The following is a 21,510-nucleotide window of genomic DNA, read 5'->3' as shown; positions in this document are numbered from 1 at the left end:
GCCGACACCGGACAGGCGGTTCCGCCTGCTGACGCCGGACCGCCGCTCACCGTGCGCTACTTCGCGGGGGCGCGGGCCGCCGCCGGCCGGGCCGAGGAGACCGCGTCCGCCGGCGGCGGTCTCGACGAACTCCTGGTGGAGCTGGCCGCGCGGCACGGGGAGCGGCTCGCCGCCGTGCTGCGGGTGGCGAGTTTCCTGGTCGACGGCGTGACCTGTCATGATCGTCGGGCACCGCTACCGGCCGGGGCCACGATCGACGTCCTGCCCCCCTTCGCGGGCGGCTGAGGAGGCGCACAACATGTTGGCGGCACTGGCGTTCGTGGCCACCATGGCGCTGATCACCGGCCTGATCCACCTCTACCTGTGGAAGCGGCTGGTGCGGGACACCACCGCGCCGGGGCGCTGGCGGCGGATCGGCGGGATCACCGCCCTGGTGTTGGCGCTGCTCGTACCGGCGACCATGGCCGGCACCCAGGCGGGTCTCTACTGGCTCGCGTGGCCGGGCTACCTCTGGCTCGCCGTCATGTTCTACCTGCTGGTCCTGCTGGTGGCGCTGGAAGTGCCGATGCTGGTGACCCGGCTCGTGCTGCGCCGCCGGGTCGCCGCCGCGGAGCCCACCGCCGCCGCGCCCGAGCCCGCCCTGGTCGGCGCGTCGGGCCCGGCCGACCCGCCGGCCGCCGGCGCGGTCGCGCAGCCGGACCACGACCCGGCCCGCCGGTTGCTGCTCGCCCGTGGGGCGGCGATCTTCGCCGGGCTCACCGCCACCGGCCTCACCGGGTACGGCATCCGCACCGCCCTCGGCCCGCCGCGGCTCGACCGGGTGCAGATCCCGCTGGCCAAGCTCCCCCGGAGCATGGACGGCCTGCGGATCGCCACGGTCTCCGACATCCACCTCGGCCCGCTGCGCGGCCGTGCGCACACCGAGCGGATCGTCGCCGCGATCAACCGCCTCGACGCCGACATCGTCGCCGTCGTCGGTGACCTCGTCGACGGCTCGGTGGCCGAGCTGGGCGAGGCGGCCGAGCCGCTGCGTGGCCTGCGTTCCCGGCACGGCAGCTACTTCGTCACCGGCAACCACGAGTACTACTCGGGCGTCGAGGAGTGGGTCCAGGAGCTGGACCGGCTCGGCCTGCGGGTCATGCAGAACGAGCGGACCGAGATCCAGGCCCGGGGCGGGGTGCTGGACCTGGCCGGGGTCAACGACGTCACCGCCGCCGGCACCGGCCTGGCCGCCCCCGCGGACTACGCGGCGGCGCTGGGCGACCGCGACCCGAGCCGACCGGTGGTGCTGCTCGCCCACCAGCCGGTGGCCGCGGTGGAGGCGGCGAAGTTCGGCGTCGACCTGCAACTCTCGGGCCACACCCACGGCGGCCAGATGGTGCCGTTCAACCTGCTGGTGAAGCTCCAGCAGCCGGTGGTCTCCGGCCTCGGCGAGGTCGACGGCACCAAGGTCTACGTCACCAACGGCGCCGGCTTCTGGGGCCCGCCGGTCCGCGTCGGCGCCGAACCGCAGATCACCCTGGTCGAGCTGCGCACCCGCTGACCCTCGGCGCGGGCGGCTGACCCATGGCCCGGCCCGGCCCATAGCGCGGGACCGTCGGCTTGTCCAGCACCGGCCGCTCAGGTCACGGGTGCGCGTGGCGACCGGCGGGTAATGGATCGGGCGTGACAGGATGCGGCGTGCCTCCGTTCAGCGCCGCACCCTCCGGTGGCCTCCCGCCGTTCGTCGCGGATCTGCACATCCACTCGAAGTACTCGCGCGCGTGCAGCCGCGACCTCACCCTGCCCAACCTGGGCTGGTGGGCGCGGCGCAAGGGCATCGGCGTGCTCGGCACCGGCGACTTCACCCACCCCGCCTGGTACGACCACCTGCGCGAGACGCTGCACCCCGCCGAGCCCGGCCTGCACCGGCTCAGCCCCGAGGCGGAACGGGACATCGCCCGCCGGCTGCCGCCCCGGCTGGCCAGCGAGGCGGAGACGGACCCGGTCCGGTTCATGCTCAGCGTGGAGATCTCCACGATCTACAAGCGGGACGACCGCACCCGCAAGGTGCACCACCTCATCTACCTGCCCGACCTGGACGCGGTGGCCCGGTTCAACACCGCGCTCGGGCGGATCGGCAACCTCGGCTCGGACGGCCGGCCGATCCTCGGCCTGGACTCCCGGGACCTGCTGGAGATCACCCTGGAGGCCAGCGCCGACGGCTACCTGGTGCCGGCGCACATCTGGACGCCGTGGTTCTCCGCGCTGGGCTCGAAGTCCGGCTTCGACGCGATCGCCGACTGCTACGCCGACCTGGCCGACCACGTCTTCGCCGTGGAGACCGGCCTCTCCTCCGACCCGGAGATGAACTGGCGGGTCGGCAGCCTGGACCGCTACCAGCTCGTGTCCAACTCGGACGCGCACTCGCCGCCGGCCCTGGCCCGGGAGGCCACCGTCTTCGCCACCGCGCGGGACTACTTCGCCATCCGGGACGCGCTGCGTACCGGCGACGGGCTGGCGGGGACCATCGAGTTCTTCCCCGAGGAGGGCAAGTACCACGCGGACGGGCACCGGCTCTGCGGGGTCAACTGGTCCCCGGAGCGGACCCGGGCCGCCGGTGGCCGCTGCCCGGAGTGCGGCAAGCCGCTGACCGTCGGCGTGCTGAGCCGGGTCGAGGAGTTGGCCGACCGCCCGGCGGGCCATCGGCCCCCGCACGCCCGGGACGTCACCCACCTCGTGCCGCTGGCCGAGATCCTCGGCGAGCTCAACAAGGTGGGCGCCCGCTCGAAGAAGGTCGAGGGAAAGCTCAACGAGCTGCTCGCCGCGCTCGGCCCGGAGCTGGAGATCCTCACCACCACCCCGCTCGCCGAGATCTCGAAGGTCGGCGGGGAACTGCTCGCCGAGGGCATCGGCCGGCTGCGCCGGGGCGACGTCCGCCGCGTCCCCGGCTACGACGGCGAGTACGGCGTCATCACCCTCTTCGACCCGGCCGAACTGGGCGGCAACGCCGGTGCGGCCCAGGAGACCCTCTTCGACGTACCCGTGCCGGCGCAGCGCACCCCCGCGGAGCCGGCGCCGAAGCCCCGCGCCAAGCGCCCGGCGGCGGCCAAGGCCGAGCCGAAACGCAAGGCCGCGCCGCCCACGCCGCCGCCCCCGATCGCGCCGGCGCCCTCGCCGCACGAGCCGTTCGAGCCCATGCTCGCCGGCATGGAGGAGGTCGGCACCGGCCTGCTGGACCGGCTGGACGCGATGCAACGGGTGGCCGCGTCCGCGCCCGGCGGCCCGCTGCTCATCGTCGCGGGGCCCGGCACCGGCAAGACCCGGACCCTGACCCACCGGATCGCCTACCTCTGCGCCGAGCTGAACGTCTTCCCGGAGCAGTGCCTGGCGATCACGTTCACCCGGCGCGCCGCCGAGGAGCTGCGGCACCGCCTCGACGGCCTGCTCGGGCCGGTCGCCGAGGACGTCACCGTCGGCACCTTCCACTCGCTGGGGCTGACCATCCTCCGGGAGAACGCCGACGCCGTCGGCCTGCCGGCGGACTTCCGGATCGCCGACGACGCCCAGCGGGCGGAGGCCCGCGCCGAGGCCGGCGCCGACGAGGCCGGGTACACGGCGCTGCTGCGCAAGCAGGACCTGGTCGACCTGGACGAGCTGCTCACCCTGCCGGTCGGGCTGCTGCGCGCGGACAAGAAGCTGGTGCAGCGCTACCGGGAGCGCTGGCGGTGGATCTTCGTCGACGAGTACCAGGACGTCGACGCGGTGCAGTACGAGCTGCTGCGGCTGCTCAGCCCCGCCGACGGCAACCTGTGCGCGATCGGCGACCCGGACCAGGCCATCTACTCCTTCCGGGGTGCCGACGTCGGCTACTTCCTGCGCTTCTCGGAGGACTTCACCGACGCCCGGCTGGTGCGGCTGAACCGCAACTACCGCTCGTCGGCCCCCATCCTGGCCGCCGCCGTGCAGGCCATCGCGCCGTCGTCACTGGTCCGCGGCCGCCGGCTCGACCCGGCCCGGCTCGACCCGGAGGCCCCGCTGGTCGGCCGCTACCCCGCCAGCTCCGTCGCCGACGAGGCCGACTTCGTCGTACGCACCATCGACGAGCTGGTCGGCGGGCTGTCCCACCGGTCGCTGGACTCGGGGCGGATCGACGGCCGGACCACCTCGCTCTCGTTCTCCGACATCGCGGTGCTCTACCGCACCGACGCGCAGGCCGCGCCGATCGTGGACGCGCTGGCCCGGGCGAACATCCCCGTGCAGAAGCGCTCGCACGACCGGCTGCGGGACCGGCCCGGGGTGGCGGCCATCGCCCGCGAGCTGCGGCACGCCGACGGGCTCGACGGATCGCTGGCCGCCCGGGTCCGGCTGGCCGGACAGGTGCTGGCGGAGCGGTTCGCCGTGCCGACGCTGGACGGCGCCGGCACGGTCCGCCCGGAGGACGTCCGGTCGGCCGTCGACCTGCTCACCCCGCTGGCCCGGCGGTGCGGCGACGACCTGCCGATGTTCCTCTCCCAGCTCGCCACGGGCGCGGAGGTGGACGCCCTCGACCCGCGCGCCGAGGCGGTCACCCTGCTCACCCTGCACGCCGCGAAGGGGCTGGAGTTCCCGGTGGTCTTCCTGGTCGGCGCCGAGGACGGGCTGCTCCCGCTGCGCTGGCCCGGCAGCACGCCCGACGACGACGCGATCGCCGAGGAGCGGCGGCTCTTCTTCGTCGGGCTGACCCGGGCCCAGGACCGCCTGTACGTCAGCCACGCCGCCCGCCGCACCCGGCACGGCAGCGAACGCGAGTGCGCCCCGTCGCCGTTCCTCGACGCCATCGACCCGGGCCTGTTCGAACGCTTCGGCGACGCCGAGCCCCGCCGTCCCCGGGACCGCCAGCTCCGCCTCATCTGACCCGACCCCGACACCCCGCGCTCCCCTCGCCCGCGGCGCGGCCGGGGCAGGTGGAGTCGGGTCAGGCGGTGAGGGCGGTCAGCCAGGCGCCCGCCAGGAGGGCCGGGCCGAGCGGGAGAGGGGTGTCCCGACGCACCCTGCCGCCGGCCAGCAGGACGAGCACCACCACGCCGTTGAGCAGGTGCGGCAGGAGCAGCCCGAGGGCCAGGGGCGACCAGCCCAACCAGCCGAGCGGCAGGCCCAGCACGGCGGCGAGCTTCACGTCGCCGAAGCCCAGTCGCGAGCCGGGCAGCAGCGCCAGCAGCACGTAGCCGGCGAAGGAGAGCGCGGCCCCCGCCGCCGCGCCGAGCAACCGCTCCGGGGCCCCGGTCGACAGCGCCGCGCCGGCCAGGCCGCCGACGACGACCAGCGCGGCGGCGCCCACCAGCGGATCGGGCAGCCGCAGGCAGGCCAGGTCGACCACGGCGAGCACCAACCCGAACGCCGCCAGCCCGAGGAAGGCCGGCAGGGCCGGGTCGCCGCCGCGGGCCGCCGCGAGCCCGGCGAACACGACCGCCCCCACCGCCGCGCCGGCGACCGCGCCGGACCCGGTGGCCGCACCGGGCCGGATCGACCCCGGGCGGGCCGTCCAGCGGCGGCCGACCCGGGGCGCGGCGAGGCCGGCGAGGCCGCCGAGCAGCGCCGCGTACGCCACCAGCCCGCCCGACACGGGCCGGACGCTACCGGCGGGACGGCTCCGGCGCGGTCCCCGGTACGGGACGTCGGGGTCTCTCCGTGCTCACCACCAGGGCCACCCCGGCGACGATGACCGCACCGCCGAGCAGCACCTGCACGGTCACCGGCTCCGCGACGAACAGCGCGCCGAGCAGCACCGCGACCGCCGGGTTGACGTAGGCGTACGTCGAGACCAGCGAGATCGGGGCGTGGTGCAGCAGCCAGACGTACGCGGTGAAGGCGACCAGCGAGCCGGCCACCATCAGGTACGCGAGCGCCAGCCACGACCGCGCGGTCACCTCGCCCGGATCGAAGCCCGCCAGCTCACCGCGACCCATGGCGAGAACGGCGAGCGCCACCGCCCCGGCGAACATCTCGTAGACCGTGGCGACGAACGGGTCGGCGGGCATCCGGATCCGGCCGGAGAGGAACGAGCCGACCGACCAGCTCGCGGCGCCCGCGACCACGGTCAACGCCCCGGCGAGCGGTACGGCGTCCGCCCCGCCGGTCGGCAGCACGAGCAGCACCAGGCCGACGAAGCCCAGCGTCACCCCGGCCAGCGTCCAGAACCGGGGCCGGTCGCCCGTGACCGTACGCAGCAGCACCACCAGCAGTGGGACGGTGGCCACGAGCAGCGCGGCGATCCCGGAGGGCACCGCGACGCCCGGCGGGCCGGACTCGGCGAGCACCACCAGCCCGTTGCCGCCGGCCAGCAGCAGCACCCCGACCAGCGCGGCCGAGCCGAGCTGCCGGCGATCGACGCGCAGCGCGCCCGGGCCCCGGCGCAGCCGCAGCACGACCGACAGCACCAGGCCGGCGGCGGCGAACCGGAGGGCCGCGGAGCCGAGCGGCGGCATCGACTCCACGGCGATCTTGATGCCGAGGTAGGTGGAGCCCCACAGGACGTAGACCAGCAGCAGGGCGGTCCAGACCAGCGCCGGCGTGGCGGCGGCCGCCCGGCCGGCCCCGGTGGCCGGGTCGGTCCGGGTGGGCGGGCCGGCGGGCGCTGGCGCACTCGGTGAGCGTGGTCTCATCGGTGGACACGCTACGGTGGCGTGGGCGTCGGTGTCCCTCGTTGGTGGCCGGCCTCTCACCACTCACGCGGGAGACGTGCATGGCGAACTACGGACCACCGGGTCGGGGGGACCCGGAACCGTGGCGCGGGCGGCAGCCCGACGAGGCGTACGGCCCCCCTGCCGGGTCCGCCGGGCGGGGCGGGTGGGACGACCCGCACGCCGCGTACCCGCCGCCGGAGCCCCGCTACGGCGCGGACCCCCACCGCCGGGACGGTCCCGGCCACGGATCGGGGCCGCACCACCAGGGGCCCTACCATCCGGGACCGCCGGCCCCCGCCCACGACCACGGTCCCGCCGCCCAGCCGTACGCCCCCTGGCGGGACCAGGACGCCGGCGCGGCCCCCTTCCCGTACGCCGCCGGGCCCACCCCGCCGCCGGTGCGCCGGCGCGGCCGGGGGCCGGTCGTCGCGGTGCTGGTGGCGGTCGCGGTGCTGGCCCTCGGCGGCGGCGCGGCGGTTCTCTACCTGCTCGGCCAGGACGACGAGGCGCCCCTGGTCACCCCGAGCGCGTCGGCGCCGGCCGCCGGGACGGGCGTGCCGGAGGCGTCGGCGAGCGGGCCGACCTCGGCGCCCAGCGCCCCGGCCCCCGAATCCTCCGCCGACCCGCGCTTCGTCAAGGCCGGGCAGTGCGTCCGCAACGACGGTCCGGCCGGCGGCAAGCCCAAGCTGCTGATCAGCGACTGCGGCCCGCAGACGTACGAGGTGCTGCGCCGGATCGACGGAGCGACCAGCGGCGAGAAGGACGCCGCGGCCAAGTGCGCCAAGGTCGACGGCTACACCAACTGGTATTTCTTCGACAGCGAGCTTGACACCCTCGACTTCGTGCTCTGCCTGAAGCAGCGCTGAGCAACCGCACCCCTGGGGAAGAGATGACAACCTACGGATCACCCGGACAGCCGGACGACCCCTACCAGCGCCCGCCCGGCACGCCGGGCGGGCCGCCGCCCGTCGACCCGACGCTGCCCCAGTGGGGACAGCCGCCGCCGGCCGGCGCGGAGCCACCGGCCGCCCCGCAGTGGGGCCAGCCGCAGCCCGGCGGCGAACCGCCCACTGCGCCGCAGTGGGGGCAGCCGCAGCCCGGCGGGGAACCACCCGCCGCCCCCGCCTGGGGTCAGCCGGCCCCGGCCGCCGAGCCGCCGACCACGCCCATGTGGAGCCAGCCGGCGCAGCCGCCGTCCTCCGGGTCGGGCTACCCCCCGCCGCCGTCCTCCGGTGCCGGCTACCCGCCGCCGCCGAGCTCAGGTGCCGGCTACCCGCCGCCGGGCGGTCAGCCGTCGGCGGAGCAGGGTGGCTACCCGCCGGCCGGGCCGTTCCCGCCGGCCGGACCGACGCCCGCTCCGGCGGCCGGTGGCCAGTGGGGCGCCCCGCCGCCCACCCCCGGCGGGTTCGGGGCGCCGCCGGTCGCCCCGCCGGCGAAGAAGGGCGGGGGAAAGATCGCCCTGATCATCGGCCTGGTGGTGGTGCTCCTGCTCTGCCCGTGCCTCGGGATCGCCGGCTGGGCGGCCTGGCAGTCCGGCGACGACGACGACCCGATCTCGGCCCCCGCGACGAGCGCTCCCGCCACGCCGAGCAGCGAGCCGACGGCCGAGCCCAGCGCGGCGCCGACCTCGGCCGAGCCGAGCCCGACCGAGGATGACGACGACGACTTCGCCAAGGGCGACTGCGTGGTCAACGACGGCACCGCCACCGACGCCGAGCTGCGGAAGGTGCCCTGCGGCCCGAACACGTACGAGGTGCTGCTGCGCATTCCCGGCACGACGGACGGCGACCGGTGCAAGACCCGGGCTCCGAAGGCGACGGCGAACTACGTGCACGACAACTCGCTGGACTTCCTCGACTACGTGCTCTGCCTGAAGAAGCGCTGATTACCAAAACTAGGGCTGTCTAGCATGGACGCTAGACAGCCCTAGTTTTGTCTCGACGCCGATCTCCCGATCCGGGCACCAGCGGCAGGGCCCGGCGCGGTGGCAGCCGTGCGCGGCCCGACACGCCGATTGCCCCATCTACGGATGTCTAGCCCCGCAGCTAGACGGCCCGATACTGTGCGATGCGTGGATCCGGTCCGCAACCCGTACGCCCCGGGCGCCGGTCAGCGTCCGCCCGAGTTGGCCGGGCGGGGGCGCGAGCTGGACGTCTTCGACGTCGTGCTGGAGCGCATCGCCCGGGGCCGGCCGGAACGCAGCCTGATGCTCACCGGCCTGCGCGGGGTCGGCAAGACGGTGCTGCTCAACACCCTCCGGTCCCAGGCCATCAACCACCTCTGGGGCAGCGGCAAGATCGAGGCCCGGCCCGACCAGTCGCTGCGCCGCCCCGTCGCCGCCGCCCTGCACATGGCGGTGCGTGAGCTGGCCCCGCGACACCGCGCGCCCGACCGGATCGACGCCTTCCTCGGCGTGCTCAAGGCGTTCGCCCAGCGCTCCGCGCCGGCCGGTCGCGGCGGGGCCGCCCCGAAGCTGCGCGACCGGTGGCAGCCCGGCATCGACGTGCCCGCCGCCAGCGGCCGCGCCGACTCCGGCGACATCGAGATCGACCTGGTCGAGCTGCTCACCGACGCCGCCGCCGTGGCCGCCGACGTCGGCACGGGCATCGCGATCTTCATCGACGAGATGCAGGACCTCGGCCCGGAGGACGTCTCCGCGCTCTGCGCCGCCTGCCACGAGCTGTCCCAGCTCGGCGCGCCGCTGATCGTGGTCGGCGCGGGGCTGCCGCACCTGCCGGCCGTGCTCAGCGCGGCCAAGTCGTACTCCGAGCGGCTCTTCCGCTACCAGCGCATCGACCGGCTCGACCGGATCGCCGCCGACCAGGCGCTCTGCGCGCCGGCCGAGCGCGAGGAGGTCGAGTACGAGCAGAAGGCGCTCGACCTGCTCTACGAGAAGTCCGGCGGCTACCCGTACTTCGTGCAGGCGTACGGGAAGGCGACCTGGGACCACGCGCCCCGCTCGCCGATCACCGCCGCCGACGTGCGGGTCGCCGCCCCGGAGGCCGAGGCCGAGCTGGCGGTCGGCTTCTTCGGCTCGCGCTTCGAGCGGGCCACCCCGGCCGAGCGCGAGTACATGCGGGCGATGGCCACGCTGTCCCTGGTGGAGGGGGAGGCCGACGGGGGCGGGCGGGACGACATGGACGCCGCCGTGCCGACGGCGGAGATCGCCCGCGCCCTCGGGCGCAAGCCGGCGAGCCTCTCCCCGGCCCGGGACGCGCTGATCAAGAAGGGCCTGATCTACTCGGGCGAGCGCGGCACGGTCGCCTTCACCGTCCCCCACTTCGGCCGCTACCTGCGAACCCAACCGTCCTGACCGGCCGCGACGGGTCGCCGCCGGCGCCGGGATCCGGCGGGCGGACGGCCCCGCGCGACGGCCCGGCCGGCGGACGGCCCGGCGCGACGGCCCGGCCGGCGGACGGCCGGTGCGGGCGTCAGACCTTCGACCAGGGCGGGGGGAAGAGGACCTCGCCCCGCGGCGGCGGCCCCTCGCCGCTGACGGTCGGCGGGAGCGCCAGCGCCTGCCAGGGGTCACCGAGACCGGACCAGGGGCTGGTCAGGCCCATCCGGTCGGCCCTGCCGAAACCGAACCGGTGGTAGTACGACGGGTCGCCGAGCACCACCACCAACCGCTCGCCCAGCTCGGTGGCCGCGTCCAGGGCCGCCTGGACCACCGCCGTGCCGAGCCCGATCCGTTGCCGGTGCGGCGCGACCGCCACCGGGCCGAGGGCCAGCGCGGGGGCGGTGGCGTCGTCGGACTTCACCCGGACCCGGGTCAGCAGGGCGTACCCGACGACCTCGCCGCCGTACTCGGCGACCATCGCCAGCTCCGGCAGCCAGGCGTCGCTGTCGCGCAACTCGTCGACGAGTCCCACCTCGGGCGGCGTGGCCACGTCGGGCCGGGCGAAAGCGGCGGCCAGCACCCGACGGACCGCGCCGGCGTCGGCCGGGTCCTCGGGTCGCAGCCGCAACGTCGTCACGCGGGGGACGTTACCCGTCGTAGCCGGTCCATCCGCGACGGTCGCTCGAATCGGCGTGGCGCGGCGTCCACGTCGACCGATCCGGATCGGCGGTTGCCGGGGTAGCCGCGCCGGTGACGGGGTATGACTGATCCATGAAACCCGTGCGCTCCCTCGCCCGCGCCATGTTGAGCGGCATCTTCGTGGTAAGCGGGTTCACCAACTTCAAGAACCCGGGGCGGCTGGTTCCCGCCGCCAAGCCGGTGACGGACCGGGTGACGCCGCTGCTGGAGAAGGCCGACCCGCGCATCCCCACCGACACCGAGACACTGATCCGGCTCAACGCGGCGGTGCAGGTCGGCGCCGGGCTGATGCTCGCCACCGGACGCTTCGCCCGGCCGGCCGCGCTGGTCCTCGCCGGCACGCTCGTCCCGGTGACCGTCGCCGGGCATCCCTTCTGGAACAACGACGACCCGATGGCGCGCCACAACAACCAGATCCACTTCCTGAAGAACCTCGGCCTCTTCGGCGGGCTGCTGCTCGCCGCGGCGGACACCGGCGGGAAGCCGGGTCTGCGGTGGCGGACCGGTCACCGGATCGGCCACTCCCGACGTTCCGTGCGGCGAGCCGTGCGTACCGCCCGCAGGGAGGCCCGAATCGCCGTACGATCGGCAGCGACGGCCCGACGACTCCCCGGCTGACCTGCGTCGATACCTCCCCTCCGCCGGTCCCACCCGCCAACGCCCACGAATCACCTGAACCACCCGGTAGGCGTTAACGGGGCGGAAATGTCAAAAACTTGTGTGGGATCGGACACGGTCGCATAACGCGGGAGGCATTAACGTGAGGCGCCGTTCTAGGCTCCGTGCAGGACCTGGACGGGTAGGACGACCTTGGTACGGGGGTGGCCACGCCATGCCGGCGACCGTCGGAAGACGGGTGGACCGCCTCGCCCCAGTCCGTCGCGTAACGCGTGGGATCGATCGTAGAACAGTCGTACGGACCGGCATCGTGGCCGCCGTCGCCTGTGCCGCATGGCTCGCCATCGGCGCTTTCGGGCGGCCGTACAACTTCTTCGACATGAAGATCTACCACGGCGCGGTGGTGTGGTGGGCGAGCGGTCACGAGCTCTACGAGTTCATCGCACCCGGCACCACCCTGGGTTTCACCTACCCGCCGTTCGGCGGTCTGGTCATGCTGCCCATGGCACACCTGCCGGTCGAGCTGGCCGGCATGGTCAACGCGCTCGCCAGCATCGCCGCCCTGGCGGTCGTGCTGGCCGGTCTGCTCCGCCCGATCGTCGACCGGCTCGGCTGGCCGCTCTGGTTCACCGTGGCGATCGCGACGCCGCTGGCGGTCGCCATCGAGCCGGCCCGGGAGACCCTCGGCTACGGCCAGGTGAACCTGCTCCTCTTCGCGCTGATCATGGCCGACCTGATCGGTCTGCGTTGGCGCTCCCGCCGAGGCCCCGACGTCGCCGAGTCCGACGGCCCGCTGCTGCGCTTCGTCTACAGCGGCGCGTGGGCCGGCCTCGGCATCGGCCTGGCCACCGCGGTCAAGCTGACCCCGGCCCTGTTCATCGCCTACCTGATGATCACGCGACAGTGGCGGGCGGCGGCCACCGCGGTGGGCACGGTGATCGCCGTGACCCTCGGCTCCTTCGCCGTCGTCGGCACCGAGTCCCGGGCCTACTTCGGCGGCGTGCTCTGGCAGACCGAGCGGGTCGGGGCCGCCGACATGACCCCCAACCAGTCGCTGGCCGGGCTGCTGGCCCGGCTCTACGACTCGATCGAGACGCCCGGCCTGCTCTGGCTGTCGTTCGCCGTGCTGATGCTGGCGCTCGGCCTGTCCCGGGCCGCCAACGCGCGCGCCGACGGCGACGAGCTGACCGCGTTCACCCTGGTCGGCCTCACCGCCAACGTGATCAGCCCGATCTCCTGGACGCACCACCTGGTCTGGGTCATCCCGGCGATCATCGTGCTGGCCGACGCAGCGGTACGCCGCCGCGACGCCAGCCGCGGGCTGGCGCAGCGGGCCGGTCAGGGCGCGTACGGCGGGCTGCCGGGCGTGAACGGGCTCCGCCCGCCGATCTGGTACCCGACGCTGACCGGGCTCCGGCACGGCGTGGCGGCGCTCGGGCTCTACCTGCTCTTCCTGATCTCACCGATCTGGCCGTACGAGCACCAGCTCCCCGAGGTGTCGCACTACCAGGACGGCCTCTTCGGCGCCCTGATGGAGAACTCGCTGGCGCTGGCCCTGATCGTGCTCGTCGCCGCGCTGCCGTGGCGTCCCGGCGCCGAGCCGGCCTTCTACGGTGACCGGACGGGCCGCCAGGCCGCGCTCGGCGTCCGTCGCTGAGGGGGTGGGCCGGCCCCGTCAGGGGCAGTTCACCCACTCCTCGGTGCCGTCGGCGAACACCTGCCGCTTCCAGATCGGCAGCCGCGCCTTGACCTCGTCGACCAGCCGCGCGCAGGCCGCGAACGCGGCGGCCCGGTGGGCCGTGCTGACCGCCGCGACCAGGGCCACGTCGCCGATGGCGAGCGGGCCGACCCGGTGCGACACGGCGACCGCGTACACGTCCGGGTCCGCGACGATCTCGGCCGCCACCTCGCGCAGCACCCGCTCGGCGCTCGGGTGGCCCTCGTACTCCAGGCTGGTCACCGCGCGGCCGTGGTCGTGGTCGCGGACCACCCCCTGGAACGACACCACCGCGCCGGCCCGGCGGTCCGCGACCGCCGCCTCGTGCGCGGCCAGGTCGAGCGGCCGGTCGGTGACCTCGCCGAACGTCGCGGGCCGGGGGTCCGCGAGTCGGCCTGACGCGTCGGCGGTCGGCGCGCTCACCACGCACGCTCCCCGGGCAGCAGCGGCAGCGGCACGACCGGCACCCGGTCACCGGGCTCGCCCGAGGTGCCGGGACGGATGACGGCGAACCCGTCCGCGCCGGCCAGCCCGCGCAGCATCGCCGAGCCGACGTGCCGGACCGGGTGGGCGGTGCCGGCGACCCGGTCCAGCCGGACCAGCGCCAGGTGCGTGTAGCTGCCCCGGCCGCGCACCGGCTCGGCGAGCGTGGCGTGCGGCAGCGCCGGCATCGGGCGGCCCGAGAGGCCGGCCAGCAGCGGGGCGACCAGCGAGACGAGGGCGACGACGGCGGACTGCGGGTTGCCGGGCAGCCCCGCGACGAACCGGACCCGCCCGTCGGCGCCGGCCAGCCGGGCCAGCAGCATCGGGAAGCCGGGGCGCACCGCGACCGTGTTGACCACGTAGTCGGCGCCGAGCGCCTCCAGCGTGGGGTGCAGGTGGTCGACGGGGCCGTGCATGGTGCCGCCGGTGGTGCAGACGAGGTCGGCGGTGGCCAGCGCCGCGCGCAGGGCCGCCACGTGCGCGGGGAGGGTGTCCGCCACCGGTCCCACCACGTCCGACGGCCGCACCACGCAGCCGTACCGGCGCAGCCAGGCCGGCACCGCCGGCCCGAGCGCGTCGCGGACCCGGCCGGCGGCGGGCGGGCCGGCGGTCAGCAGTTCGTCGCCGAAGACCAGCAGCGCGGCGCGCGGCTGCCGCCGCACCCGGAGGCTGTCGTGACCGCAGGAGGCGGCCAGGCCGATCAGCGCCGGGTCCACCGGGGTGCCGGCGGGGACCAGTTCCTCCCCGGCGTACGCCTCCTCGCCGGGCTCGCGCCACTCCGGCGCCGGCCGTGGGGTGCCGTCCACGAGGCCGTCGGGCGTACGACGGGACTCCTCGACCCGCAGCACGGCGGTGGCCCCCTCGGGCACCATCGCGCCGGTGGCGATCTCGACGGTCGTCCCGTCGTCGCTCAGCGGTGCCGGGGTGCTGCCCGCCAGCACCCGACCGACCTGACGCCACGGGCCGGCTCCGCGCACCGCCCAGCCGTCGACGCTGGAGGTGGGGAAGGCGGGCAGGTCCGTACGCGTGGCCAGCGGCTCGGCGAGGGTGTGACCGTCGATCTCGGCGAGCGGCCGGCTGACGGCGGGGAGCGCGGCGGCGAGGCCGACCGCGTACACGCGGGACCGGGCCTCGTCCCAGCCGGCCGGCGGGGGCGCGGCGACCGGATCGGCGGCCGGTGCGGTTTCCGTGCTCACCGGCCGAGCCTAGCGGGTGCGGCGCGAACGGGACCGTCAGTGGTCGCCGCCGCGGAGCTGGTCGACGGCGTGGACGAGGATCGGCCCGAGCACGGCCAGGCCGTCCCGGGCACCGCCGGTCGACCCCGGCAGGTTGACCACCAGCGTCCGGCCGGCCACGCCGGCGATGCCTCGGGAGAGCGCGGCGGCGGGCACCCTGTCCCGGCTGTGCGCCCGGATCGCCTCGGCGATGCCCGGGATCTCGTAGTCGAGCAGCGCGCGGGTCACGTCGGGGGTACGGTCGGAGGGGTTGATCCCGGTGCCGCCGCTGGTCAGCACGACGTCGATCCCGTCGGCCAGGGCGGCCCGCAGCGCCTCGCCCACCGGCTCGCCGTCCGGCACCACCACCGGCTCGTCCACCTCGCAGCCGAGCTCGCGCAGCCCGGCCACCAGCAGCGGGCCGCTGGTGTCGGCGTACATCCCCGCGGCGGCCCGGTTGGACGCCACCACCACCCGCGCCCGGATCACGGCCGGTCCTCCGGGCGGACCCACTCGCCGGTCTTGCCACCCTCCTTGCGCAGCACCCGGACGGCGTCGACGCTCGCCGCCGGGTCGACCGCCTTGACCATGTCGACCAGCGCCAGCCCGGCGACGGCCACCGCCGTCAGCGCCTCCATCTCCACCCCGGTCCGGTCCGCCGTCCGCGCGGTGGCGGTGATCTCGACGGTGTCGCGGGTCAGCGTCAGGTCGACCGTGACGCCGTGCAGGGCGATGGGGTGGCAGAGCGGGATCAGGTCCGGCGTCCGCTTCGCGCCCATGATGCCGGCGAGCCGGCCGACCGCCAGCGCGTCGCCCTTGGGCAGCCCGTCGCGGCGTAGCAGCTCGACCACCTCGGGCGTGGTGCGGAGCCGTCCGGCGGCGACGGCCAGGCGGCCGGTGACCGCCTTGGCGGAGACGTCGACCATGCGGGCCGCGCCCGCCTCGTCGACGTGGGTGAGCTGCGCGGGATCGGTCACGGCCGCGAGCCTATCCGTCGTACGGAGGTCCTGCCCGTACCGGAACCTCCCCGTTGTGCCGGACGCGCAGGACGCAATCGGGACCGGCGGCAGGAATTCGATGGACGCTGCTCAACGGCGACCCGCGCGCCCGCTCGTACGGCTGATCGATCCGGGTCGCGAGTTCAAGCGCCCGCCGGTGCGCCTCGGCAGCTTTCGCCATGTCATACGGAACGGGCGATGGTCAGGCCGAGATCGTTCAACGCGGCACATTCGGCGCGCCTTTCGCCCGAGTCAGCCGACAATACGAGCGCCAGTTCGTGCTGCCGCCGCTCGGATTGCCACACCCGCGGGGCCACCCGGGACACGAATTTCGCCAGTCCCCCGTGACCTATTCCGGACCGGTGGGCAATGCAATGATCACCCACAGTCGGTGGACACGGGCTCAGCACAGTGCGCGATTCGTCGCTCCTCAGCACACGGCGGTAACGCGGGCGTAACGCGTGGTCCACCGGGCCATTGACAGTTGCCGTCCAACCGAAGCGCGGATGACGCCGGCGGTCTCGCAGTTCCACACTGGCCACGGCGAAGTTCCTTCCCTGCTGCCATCATCAGGTACACGAAGCCCTCTTCCCGCAGCGACACAACACCTATGCGCTCCGCTCAGGAGCGATGGACAGACCGTGACAAGAAGCCCCAGGCTTGGCTAATGTTGCGCATACCGACATTTATTGCTGCTAACCATTCGCTATTTCTCCTACGCTCCTCCTCACTGAAGGCCGATTCCTCAGGGAGCGACCTCGGGTTCGGGGACGAAGCGAAAGGAGCGCGTCATGCGCGGCAGCGAGTGGCACTGACTTTTGGCGACACCGAGCGGTAGGCTCCCGTCGTCAGCAAGTAACTGTCGGCGACGACAGGAGCCTCATGGCCGGGATGGCGCCAGGAAACGCGAGCAGGACAGATCGGCAACTGCTGTCGCTCGTCGGCCTGGTGGTCGCGCTGGCGGTGGCACCCGCCGTCGTCGCCCTCGGCTCACTGGTCGACAGCCCACCCAACTCCGTCGGCGATGTGGCCACCATCGTTGCGCTCACCTTCATAACGGCCCTCGGGACGATCGTGAAGGCTCCGATGCGCATCAGGTCGACGACGCATTCCATCACGTGGGCCGAGACGGCGATCGTGATCGGGCTCGCCGTCGCACCGCCGGCATGGGTCGTGATCTCCACCGGCGCGGGCATCGGTGTCGCGTCGGTCATCATGGGCCTCCCGGCTATCAAGACCGCGTTCAGCGTCGGCAAGAACATCCTGGTCGCGGCCGGGGCTGGCGCGATCGCGCTGACCCTGCACTGGCGGTGGCCGCCGGCGGACGTGCCCGACCTCATCACGTCCCTCGGGGCGATCTACCTCGTCGCGGCACTGCTCGACGACCTCCTGGCGATTCCGGTGATCGCACTCGCGTCGGGCAACCGGGTGAGCCGTCAGTTCCTGAGCAACCTGGATCTGCGGCTGGCCGGCTTCGGCGTGCGTTTCGTCGTCGCGGTCTGCACGCTGCTCATCCTCAGAGCGGATCCTCGGCTGCTGCTCGCCGTTCCGCCCCTCGTCCTCAGTCTCCACCTCGCCTATTCGACCCGGGTGCGAGGGCGCGCCGAGCAGCAGGCGTGGCAGCGGCTGGCCCGCACCACCGACGCGCTCAACGTCGTCGACCTGGACGAGGTCCTCACCACCGCGGTCACCCAGGCCGCCGAGCTGTTCTCCGCCGACGAGGTGGAAATCGAACTGCGCGACGGCGGCCGGACCGTGCGCGGCGGATCGGGCGCCATCACGTACGACGGGCCGGCCGGCGAGCCCACCACCGTCGACGGCACCGTGGTCCCGGTCGCGCTGGAGGGGCACGACCGGACGGCCGACGTGGGCGTGCTGCGCCTGCGCTTCCGCGGGCCGGTGCAGCTCTCCGAGCGGGAGCAGTACACGCTGCGCACCTTCGCCTCGGCCCTGTGCACAGCGGTGCGCAACGCGCAGGCGTACGCCGAGCTGGCCCGGGTCGCCGACGAGCACGCGTACGCCGCCACGCACGACGCGCTGACCGGGCTGGCCAACCGCCGCCACCTGCTCGACCAGGGCACCGAGCACCTCAACACCCGGCACGCCGACGGGGTGACCGCGCTGGTGCTGATCGACCTCAACCACTTCAAGGAGGTCAACGACACCCTCGGGCACGCCGCCGGGGACCAGGTCCTGGTGCAGGTCGCCGAGCGGCTGGGCGGCGCCGCCCAGGAGGGTGACCTGGTGGCCCGGCTGGGCGGCGACGAGTTCGCCGTACTCCTGCGGGGTCTGCCGGCCCCGGCGGTGGCCGCGCACCGCGCGGAGACCCTGCTCGCCGCGCTGCACGAGCCCTTCGACCTGGACGGCATGCGGATCAGCGTCGAGGCGAGCGGCGGGATCGCCGCCGCGCCGGCCACCGGGGGGATGGCGGAGCTGCTGCGCCGCGCGGACGTGGCGATGTACCAGGCGAAGCGGGCCGGGCAGCGCACCTCGACGTACGCCCCGACCCGGGACACCGCCGACCTGGGCCGGCTGACCCTCGGCGGGGAACTGCCGCGCGCCGTCGCCGACCACGAGTTCACCGTCAACTTCCAGCCCATCGTCGACCTGGGCTCCGGCCTGGTCACCGGCGCGGAGGCCCTGGCCCGCTGGCGCCACCCCACCCACGGGGTGATCGACCCGCTGCGCTTCCTGGAGGCGGTGGAACGCTCCGGGCTGCTCCCGGCCTTCGCCGAGGCGATCCTCGACCAGGCGCTGATCGCGGCGAGCGCCTGGCGGGACGCCGGCTTCGACGTGCCGGTGGCCGTGAACGTGTCGCCGCGCAGCCTGCTCGACGCCCGCTTCCCGGGCTCGGTGCTGGCCCGGCTGCGGGCCCACGACCTGCCCCCCGACCGGCTGGTGCTGGAGCTGACCGAGACGCTGACGCTCAGCCAGCTCGACGTGGTCGACCGGGTGCTCAGCCGGCTGCGGGACGAGGGGGTCCGGCTGGCGCTGGACGACTTCGGCACCGGATACTCCTCGCTGTCCCTGCTCTCCCGGATCCCGGTGCACGAGCTGAAGATCGACCGCAGCTTCGTCACCGCCATGGAGGGCTCCGCCGAGGCCGCCGCCGTCATCCGCTCCACTCTCGACCTGGGCCGCAGCCTCGGCCTCGACGTGGTGGCCGAAGGGGTGGAGAGCGAGCCGCAGCGCCGGGCGCTCTGGGAGCTGGGCTGCACCGCCGGCCAGGGCCACCTCTTCGCCCGGCCGATGCCGGCGGGCATGCTCCTCGCGGCGTTCCGGCGCGGCTCCGGGGGCAGCCCCGGCGCCCTCGCGCCGCCCCTGCACGACACCGGCGCGGTGATCCGGCTCGCCCCGGGCCGCCGGCAGGGTGGGCGCGGCCGCACCGACCGCCACCTGCCCGCCTGACCACCCGCCGGGCCGACCGCGACCGGCCGACCGTGCCGCGCCCGGCCCGGTCGCGGTCGCGGTCGGCGAGGGTGACCCAGCCGACGGCGGCGGGCCGACGCGACCGTCCGCCGGCCCGGACTCGACGCGTGGCGGCGCGGCGGACCGGGTCTGCCAGACTGGCCCGCGTGACCGCCGCCCCGACCACCCGCCGCGGCTGGCGGGCCCTCGACCCCGCCGCCGGCGGCCTCGCCCTCGACCTCGGCCTGTACGCCGTGTCGGCGGCGTTCGCCGCGATCACCGCCGCCACGTCCACCCTGGTCCCGCACCGGGCCTGGGGCGGCATCGCCGCCGTCGGATACCTCCTCGCCGCCCTCGTGGCGGCCGGCCAACTCCTGCTGCGCCGGCGCGACCCCGGATCGTCGCTGACCGGCCTGCGGGCCCGCTGGGCGGTCACCGGATTCGCCTGGTCCGCCACCGCCCTGCTGCCGCTGGCCTGGCAGAGCGTCGAGCGGGCGGGTGGGCGCAGCGACCGGGCGCAGGAGGAGGTGCTGGTCGTCGAGGAGTCCGGCAGGCGGTTGGTCGACACCGGCACGCCGTACCTGGGGCACGACGCGATCGCCGCCCTGCCGCCCGGCGAGCAGTTGCTCGGCTACACCCCGTACCAGCCGGGGATGGCTCTGTTCGGGCTGCCTCGGGCAGCCGTCGACGCCTGGTGGACCGACGCCCGCGTCTGGTTCGCGGTCGGCACCGCGCTGGCGCTGGCCCTGGCGGTCCGCAGCCTCACCCGGGTCGGCCGGCCGGCGAGCGACCGCGCCGGGTCCGCCGTGCTCCGGGGCGTACAGGCCGCCACCGTGCTGCCGGTCTGCGCGCTCACCCTGGCCACCGGCGGCGACGACCTGCCCGTCCTCGCGCTCTGCCTGCTCGCGCTGGCCCTCGCCGCCGCCGGGCGACCGGGCCGGGTCGGGATCGCCGTCGGCCTGGCCGGGGCGCTGAAGCTCTTCGCGTGGCCCGTCGCCCTCGTGCTGATCGTCTGGGGGATGACCCGGCGGGCTGGCCTGCGGGTCGCGGCGGGAGCGCTCGGCCTGCCCGCCGCCGCGCTGCTCCCCGCCCTGCTCGTCGACCGCGACGCGCTGGTCGAGAACGTGCTCCGCTTCCCGCTCGGCCACGGCCTCGTGACGAGCCCGGCGCAGTCGCCGTTCCCCGGCCACCTGATCGCCACCGCGCTGCCCGCCGGCCGCGCGGTCGCCGCCGCCCTGCTGCTGACGGCCGGGTTGGCGATCGCCGTCCGGCTCGCCCGCCGCCCGCCCCGCACCGCCGTCGCCGCCGCGCTGGTCTGCGGGTACGGGCTGCTCGCCGCGATCCTGCTGATGCCCTCGACCCGCTTCGGCTACCTGCTCTACCCGATCGCCCTCCTGGTCTGGGCCGCCGCGCTACGGCCCGGGTTCGCCGAACTGGCGGGCGAAGGGCAGCGACACGGCGTAGACCTGAGGCATGACCACCACCTACCGCGACCGTGAAGAGGCGGGCCGAATGCTCGCCGACCGGCTCACCGCCCTGATCGGCGAACCGGACGTCATCGTGCTCGGGCTGGTGCGCGGCGGCGTTCCGGTGGCCCGGGTGGTCGCCGAACGCCTCGGCGCGCCCCTGGACGTGCTGGTCGTCCGGAAACTCGGCATGCCGTGGGCGCCCGAGGTGGCGTTCGGCGCACTCGGCCCCGGCGGCGTGCAGGTGCTCAACGACGTCGTGGCCAGCCGACTCAGCCAGGGCGACATCGACGAGGTCAACCGCCGCGAGCAGGCCGAGCTGGAACGGCGGGAGCGGCTCTACCGCGCCGGACGCCCGCCGCTGGACCTGACCGGGCGCACCGCCGTGATCGTCGACGACGGCCTGGCCACCGGGGCCACCGCCCGCGCCGCCGTCCAGGTCGCTCGCCACCTCGGCGCACGCCGGGTGGTGGTCGCCGTCCCGGTCGGCTCGCAGGAGGCGTACGAGATGCTGGCCGCCGAGGCCGACCAGGTCATCTGCGCGCAGCACCCGCCCGAGTTCATGGCGGTGAGCGCCTACTACGAGGACTTCCACGAGGTCGCCGACTCAGAAGTCACCGAAGCGCTGACAGCGACCGCGTGACCTGACCGGGTACGGTCGGGTGATGAGCCTGACCTGTCCCAAGTGTCACGGAGAAATGCGCCAGTACGAGCGCAGCGGCGTCGTCATCGACCAGTGCGGCGAGTGCCGGGGAATCTTCCTCGACCGCGGCGAGCTGGAGAAGCTGTTCGAGGCGGAGGCCAACTGGAACCGCCAGCAGGGCGGCGCCCCGGCGCAGCCCACCCACCAGCAGGGCGGCTACCCCGGCCAGCCGGGCCACCAGCAGGGCGGCTACGCGCCTCCGCCGCCCCCGCCGCCGGCC

General features: G+C 75.0%; 19 protein-coding genes. 12 read left to right on the top strand and 7 right to left on the bottom strand.

All coding sequences use genetic code 11. The annotated features are described in order from the left end of the window. Positions 1-51 precede the first annotated feature (51 nt). The 3 genes from ACSNOB_RS16130 to ACSNOB_RS16120 all read left to right on the top strand — a co-directional run bounded on the left by ACSNOB_RS16130 (position 52) and on the right by ACSNOB_RS16120 (position 4,875). Entirely contained in the window at positions 52-285 is a 234-nt protein-coding gene (locus ACSNOB_RS16130; RefSeq protein ID WP_393108648.1) for a MoaD/ThiS family protein, read from the top strand. 13 nt (positions 286-298) lie between these two features. Further along, positions 299-1,543 (top strand): metallophosphoesterase, encoded by a 1,245-nt coding sequence (locus ACSNOB_RS16125; protein ID WP_436687376.1) that lies wholly within the window; start codon positions 299-301, stop codon positions 1,541-1,543. A gap of 137 nt (positions 1,544-1,680) precedes the next feature. Next, the gene (locus ACSNOB_RS16120) at positions 1,681-4,875 is read left to right on the top strand and encodes a UvrD-helicase domain-containing protein (protein WP_436687375.1); all 3,195 of its coding nucleotides are present in this window, start codon (positions 1,681-1,683) and stop codon (positions 4,873-4,875) included. Between the two features lie 61 nt (positions 4,876-4,936). On the opposite strand, the gene ACSNOB_RS16115 is transcribed toward ACSNOB_RS16120, so the two are convergent. Both ACSNOB_RS16115 and ACSNOB_RS16110 read right to left on the bottom strand, forming a co-directional pair. Continuing rightward, a complete protein-coding gene (locus tag ACSNOB_RS16115; protein ID WP_436687374.1) occupies positions 4,937-5,584 on the bottom strand; it encodes a prepilin peptidase in 648 nt (215 codons plus the stop codon). Between the two features lie 10 nt (positions 5,585-5,594). Then, the gene (locus ACSNOB_RS16110; protein ID WP_436687373.1) at positions 5,595-6,623 is read right to left on the bottom strand and encodes an EamA family transporter; all 1,029 of its coding nucleotides are present in this window, start codon (positions 6,621-6,623) and stop codon (positions 5,595-5,597) included. Positions 6,624-7,042: 419 nt separating this feature from the next. Here ACSNOB_RS16110 and ACSNOB_RS16105 point away from each other — a divergent pair, with 419 nt between their 5' ends. The 3 genes from ACSNOB_RS16105 to ACSNOB_RS16095 all read left to right on the top strand — a co-directional run bounded on the left by ACSNOB_RS16105 (position 7,043) and on the right by ACSNOB_RS16095 (position 9,957). After that, a complete protein-coding gene (locus tag ACSNOB_RS16105) occupies positions 7,043-7,510 on the top strand; it encodes an LppU/SCO3897 family protein (RefSeq protein WP_436687402.1) in 468 nt (155 codons plus the stop codon). Positions 7,511-8,103: 593 nt separating this feature from the next. Continuing rightward, positions 8,104-8,529 carry an LppU/SCO3897 family protein gene (locus tag ACSNOB_RS16100; RefSeq protein WP_436687401.1) on the top strand — a complete coding sequence of 142 codons (426 nt, stop codon included), beginning with the start codon at positions 8,104-8,106 and terminating at the stop codon, positions 8,527-8,529. Positions 8,530-8,715: 186 nt separating this feature from the next. Continuing rightward, the gene (locus ACSNOB_RS16095) at positions 8,716-9,957 is read left to right on the top strand and encodes an AAA family ATPase (protein WP_393108385.1); all 1,242 of its coding nucleotides are present in this window, start codon (positions 8,716-8,718) and stop codon (positions 9,955-9,957) included. Between the two features lie 118 nt (positions 9,958-10,075). On the opposite strand, the gene ACSNOB_RS16090 is transcribed toward ACSNOB_RS16095, so the two are convergent. Then, positions 10,076-10,621, bottom strand: a complete 546-nt coding sequence (locus ACSNOB_RS16090) for a GNAT family N-acetyltransferase (protein ID WP_436687372.1) — start codon at positions 10,619-10,621, stop codon at positions 10,076-10,078. A gap of 134 nt (positions 10,622-10,755) precedes the next feature. On the opposite strand from ACSNOB_RS16090, the gene ACSNOB_RS16085 reads away from it, so the two are divergent. After that, a complete protein-coding gene (locus ACSNOB_RS16085) occupies positions 10,756-11,301 on the top strand; it encodes a DoxX family protein (protein ID WP_436687371.1) in 546 nt (181 codons plus the stop codon). A 214-nt stretch (positions 11,302-11,515) separates the two neighbouring features. Then, positions 11,516-12,958 carry a glycosyltransferase 87 family protein gene (locus tag ACSNOB_RS16080; RefSeq protein ID WP_436687370.1) on the top strand — a complete coding sequence of 481 codons (1,443 nt, stop codon included), beginning with the start codon at positions 11,516-11,518 and terminating at the stop codon, positions 12,956-12,958. 18 nt (positions 12,959-12,976) lie between these two features. Here ACSNOB_RS16080 and ACSNOB_RS16075 read toward each other — a convergent pair whose 3' ends face one another. The 4 genes from ACSNOB_RS16075 to moaC are packed head-to-tail and all read right to left on the bottom strand — an operon-like array spanning position 12,977 to position 15,692. Next, positions 12,977-13,441, bottom strand: coding sequence for a molybdenum cofactor biosynthesis protein MoaE (locus ACSNOB_RS16075; RefSeq protein WP_436687369.1), 465 nt, complete (start codon positions 13,439-13,441; stop codon positions 12,977-12,979). Next, positions 13,438-14,697, bottom strand: coding sequence for a molybdopterin molybdotransferase MoeA (locus ACSNOB_RS16070; protein WP_436687368.1), 1,260 nt, complete (start codon positions 14,695-14,697; stop codon positions 13,438-13,440). The genes ACSNOB_RS16075 and ACSNOB_RS16070 overlap by 4 nt, the downstream gene beginning before the upstream one ends. A gap of 36 nt (positions 14,698-14,733) precedes the next feature. Continuing rightward, positions 14,734-15,204, bottom strand: coding sequence for a MogA/MoaB family molybdenum cofactor biosynthesis protein (locus ACSNOB_RS16065; protein ID WP_436687367.1), 471 nt, complete (start codon positions 15,202-15,204; stop codon positions 14,734-14,736). Continuing rightward, positions 15,201-15,692: a cyclic pyranopterin monophosphate synthase MoaC gene (moaC, locus tag ACSNOB_RS16060; RefSeq protein WP_436687366.1), complete on the bottom strand. Its 492-nt coding sequence runs from the start codon at positions 15,690-15,692 to the stop codon at positions 15,201-15,203. The genes ACSNOB_RS16065 and moaC overlap by 4 nt, the downstream gene beginning before the upstream one ends. Positions 15,693-16,604: 912 nt before the next feature. On the opposite strand from moaC, the gene ACSNOB_RS16055 reads away from it, so the two are divergent. The 4 genes from ACSNOB_RS16055 to ACSNOB_RS16040 form a co-directional block, all read left to right on the top strand. After that, positions 16,605-19,121, top strand: a complete 2,517-nt coding sequence (locus tag ACSNOB_RS16055; protein WP_436687365.1) for a putative bifunctional diguanylate cyclase/phosphodiesterase — start codon at positions 16,605-16,607, stop codon at positions 19,119-19,121. Between the two features lie 167 nt (positions 19,122-19,288). After that, entirely contained in the window at positions 19,289-20,620 is a 1,332-nt protein-coding gene (locus tag ACSNOB_RS16050; RefSeq protein WP_436687364.1) for a glycosyltransferase 87 family protein, read from the top strand. Next, the gene (locus ACSNOB_RS16045) at positions 20,595-21,230 is read left to right on the top strand and encodes a phosphoribosyltransferase (protein WP_436687363.1); all 636 of its coding nucleotides are present in this window, start codon (positions 20,595-20,597) and stop codon (positions 21,228-21,230) included. Before ACSNOB_RS16050 ends, ACSNOB_RS16045 begins: the two co-directional genes overlap by 26 nt. A 19-nt stretch (positions 21,231-21,249) precedes the next feature. Then, a partial coding sequence (locus tag ACSNOB_RS16040; RefSeq protein ID WP_436687362.1) for a zf-TFIIB domain-containing protein occupies positions 21,250-21,510 on the top strand: 261 nt, incomplete at its 3' end.

The sequence above is a fragment of the Micromonospora sp. URMC 106 genome, from assembly GCF_051386395.1.
Classification (GTDB): Bacteria; Actinomycetota; Actinomycetes; order Mycobacteriales; family Micromonosporaceae; genus Micromonospora.
The sequence above is the reverse complement of the archived record's forward strand: the minus strand, read 5'-3'. Positions and strand labels throughout refer to the sequence as shown.

What these genes read in the sequence shown, in the direction of transcription:
- ACSNOB_RS16045 (WP_436687363.1), top strand. Translation starts at nt 20,595, where the DNA reads ATGACCACCACCTACCGCGACCGTGAAGAGGCGGGCCGAATGCTCGCC.
- ACSNOB_RS16080 (WP_436687370.1), top strand. Translation starts at nt 11,516, where the DNA reads ATGCCGGCGACCGTCGGAAGACGGGTGGACCGCCTCGCCCCAGTCCGT.
- ACSNOB_RS16085 (WP_436687371.1), top strand. Translation starts at nt 10,756, where the DNA reads ATGAAACCCGTGCGCTCCCTCGCCCGCGCCATGTTGAGCGGCATCTTC.
- ACSNOB_RS16110 (WP_436687373.1), bottom strand. Translation starts at nt 6,623, where the DNA reads ATGAGACCACGCTCACCGAGTGCGCCAGCGCCCGCCGGCCCGCCCACC.
- ACSNOB_RS16125 (WP_436687376.1), top strand. Translation starts at nt 299, where the DNA reads ATGTTGGCGGCACTGGCGTTCGTGGCCACCATGGCGCTGATCACCGGC.
- ACSNOB_RS16055 (WP_436687365.1), top strand. Translation starts at nt 16,605, where the DNA reads ATGGCGCCAGGAAACGCGAGCAGGACAGATCGGCAACTGCTGTCGCTC.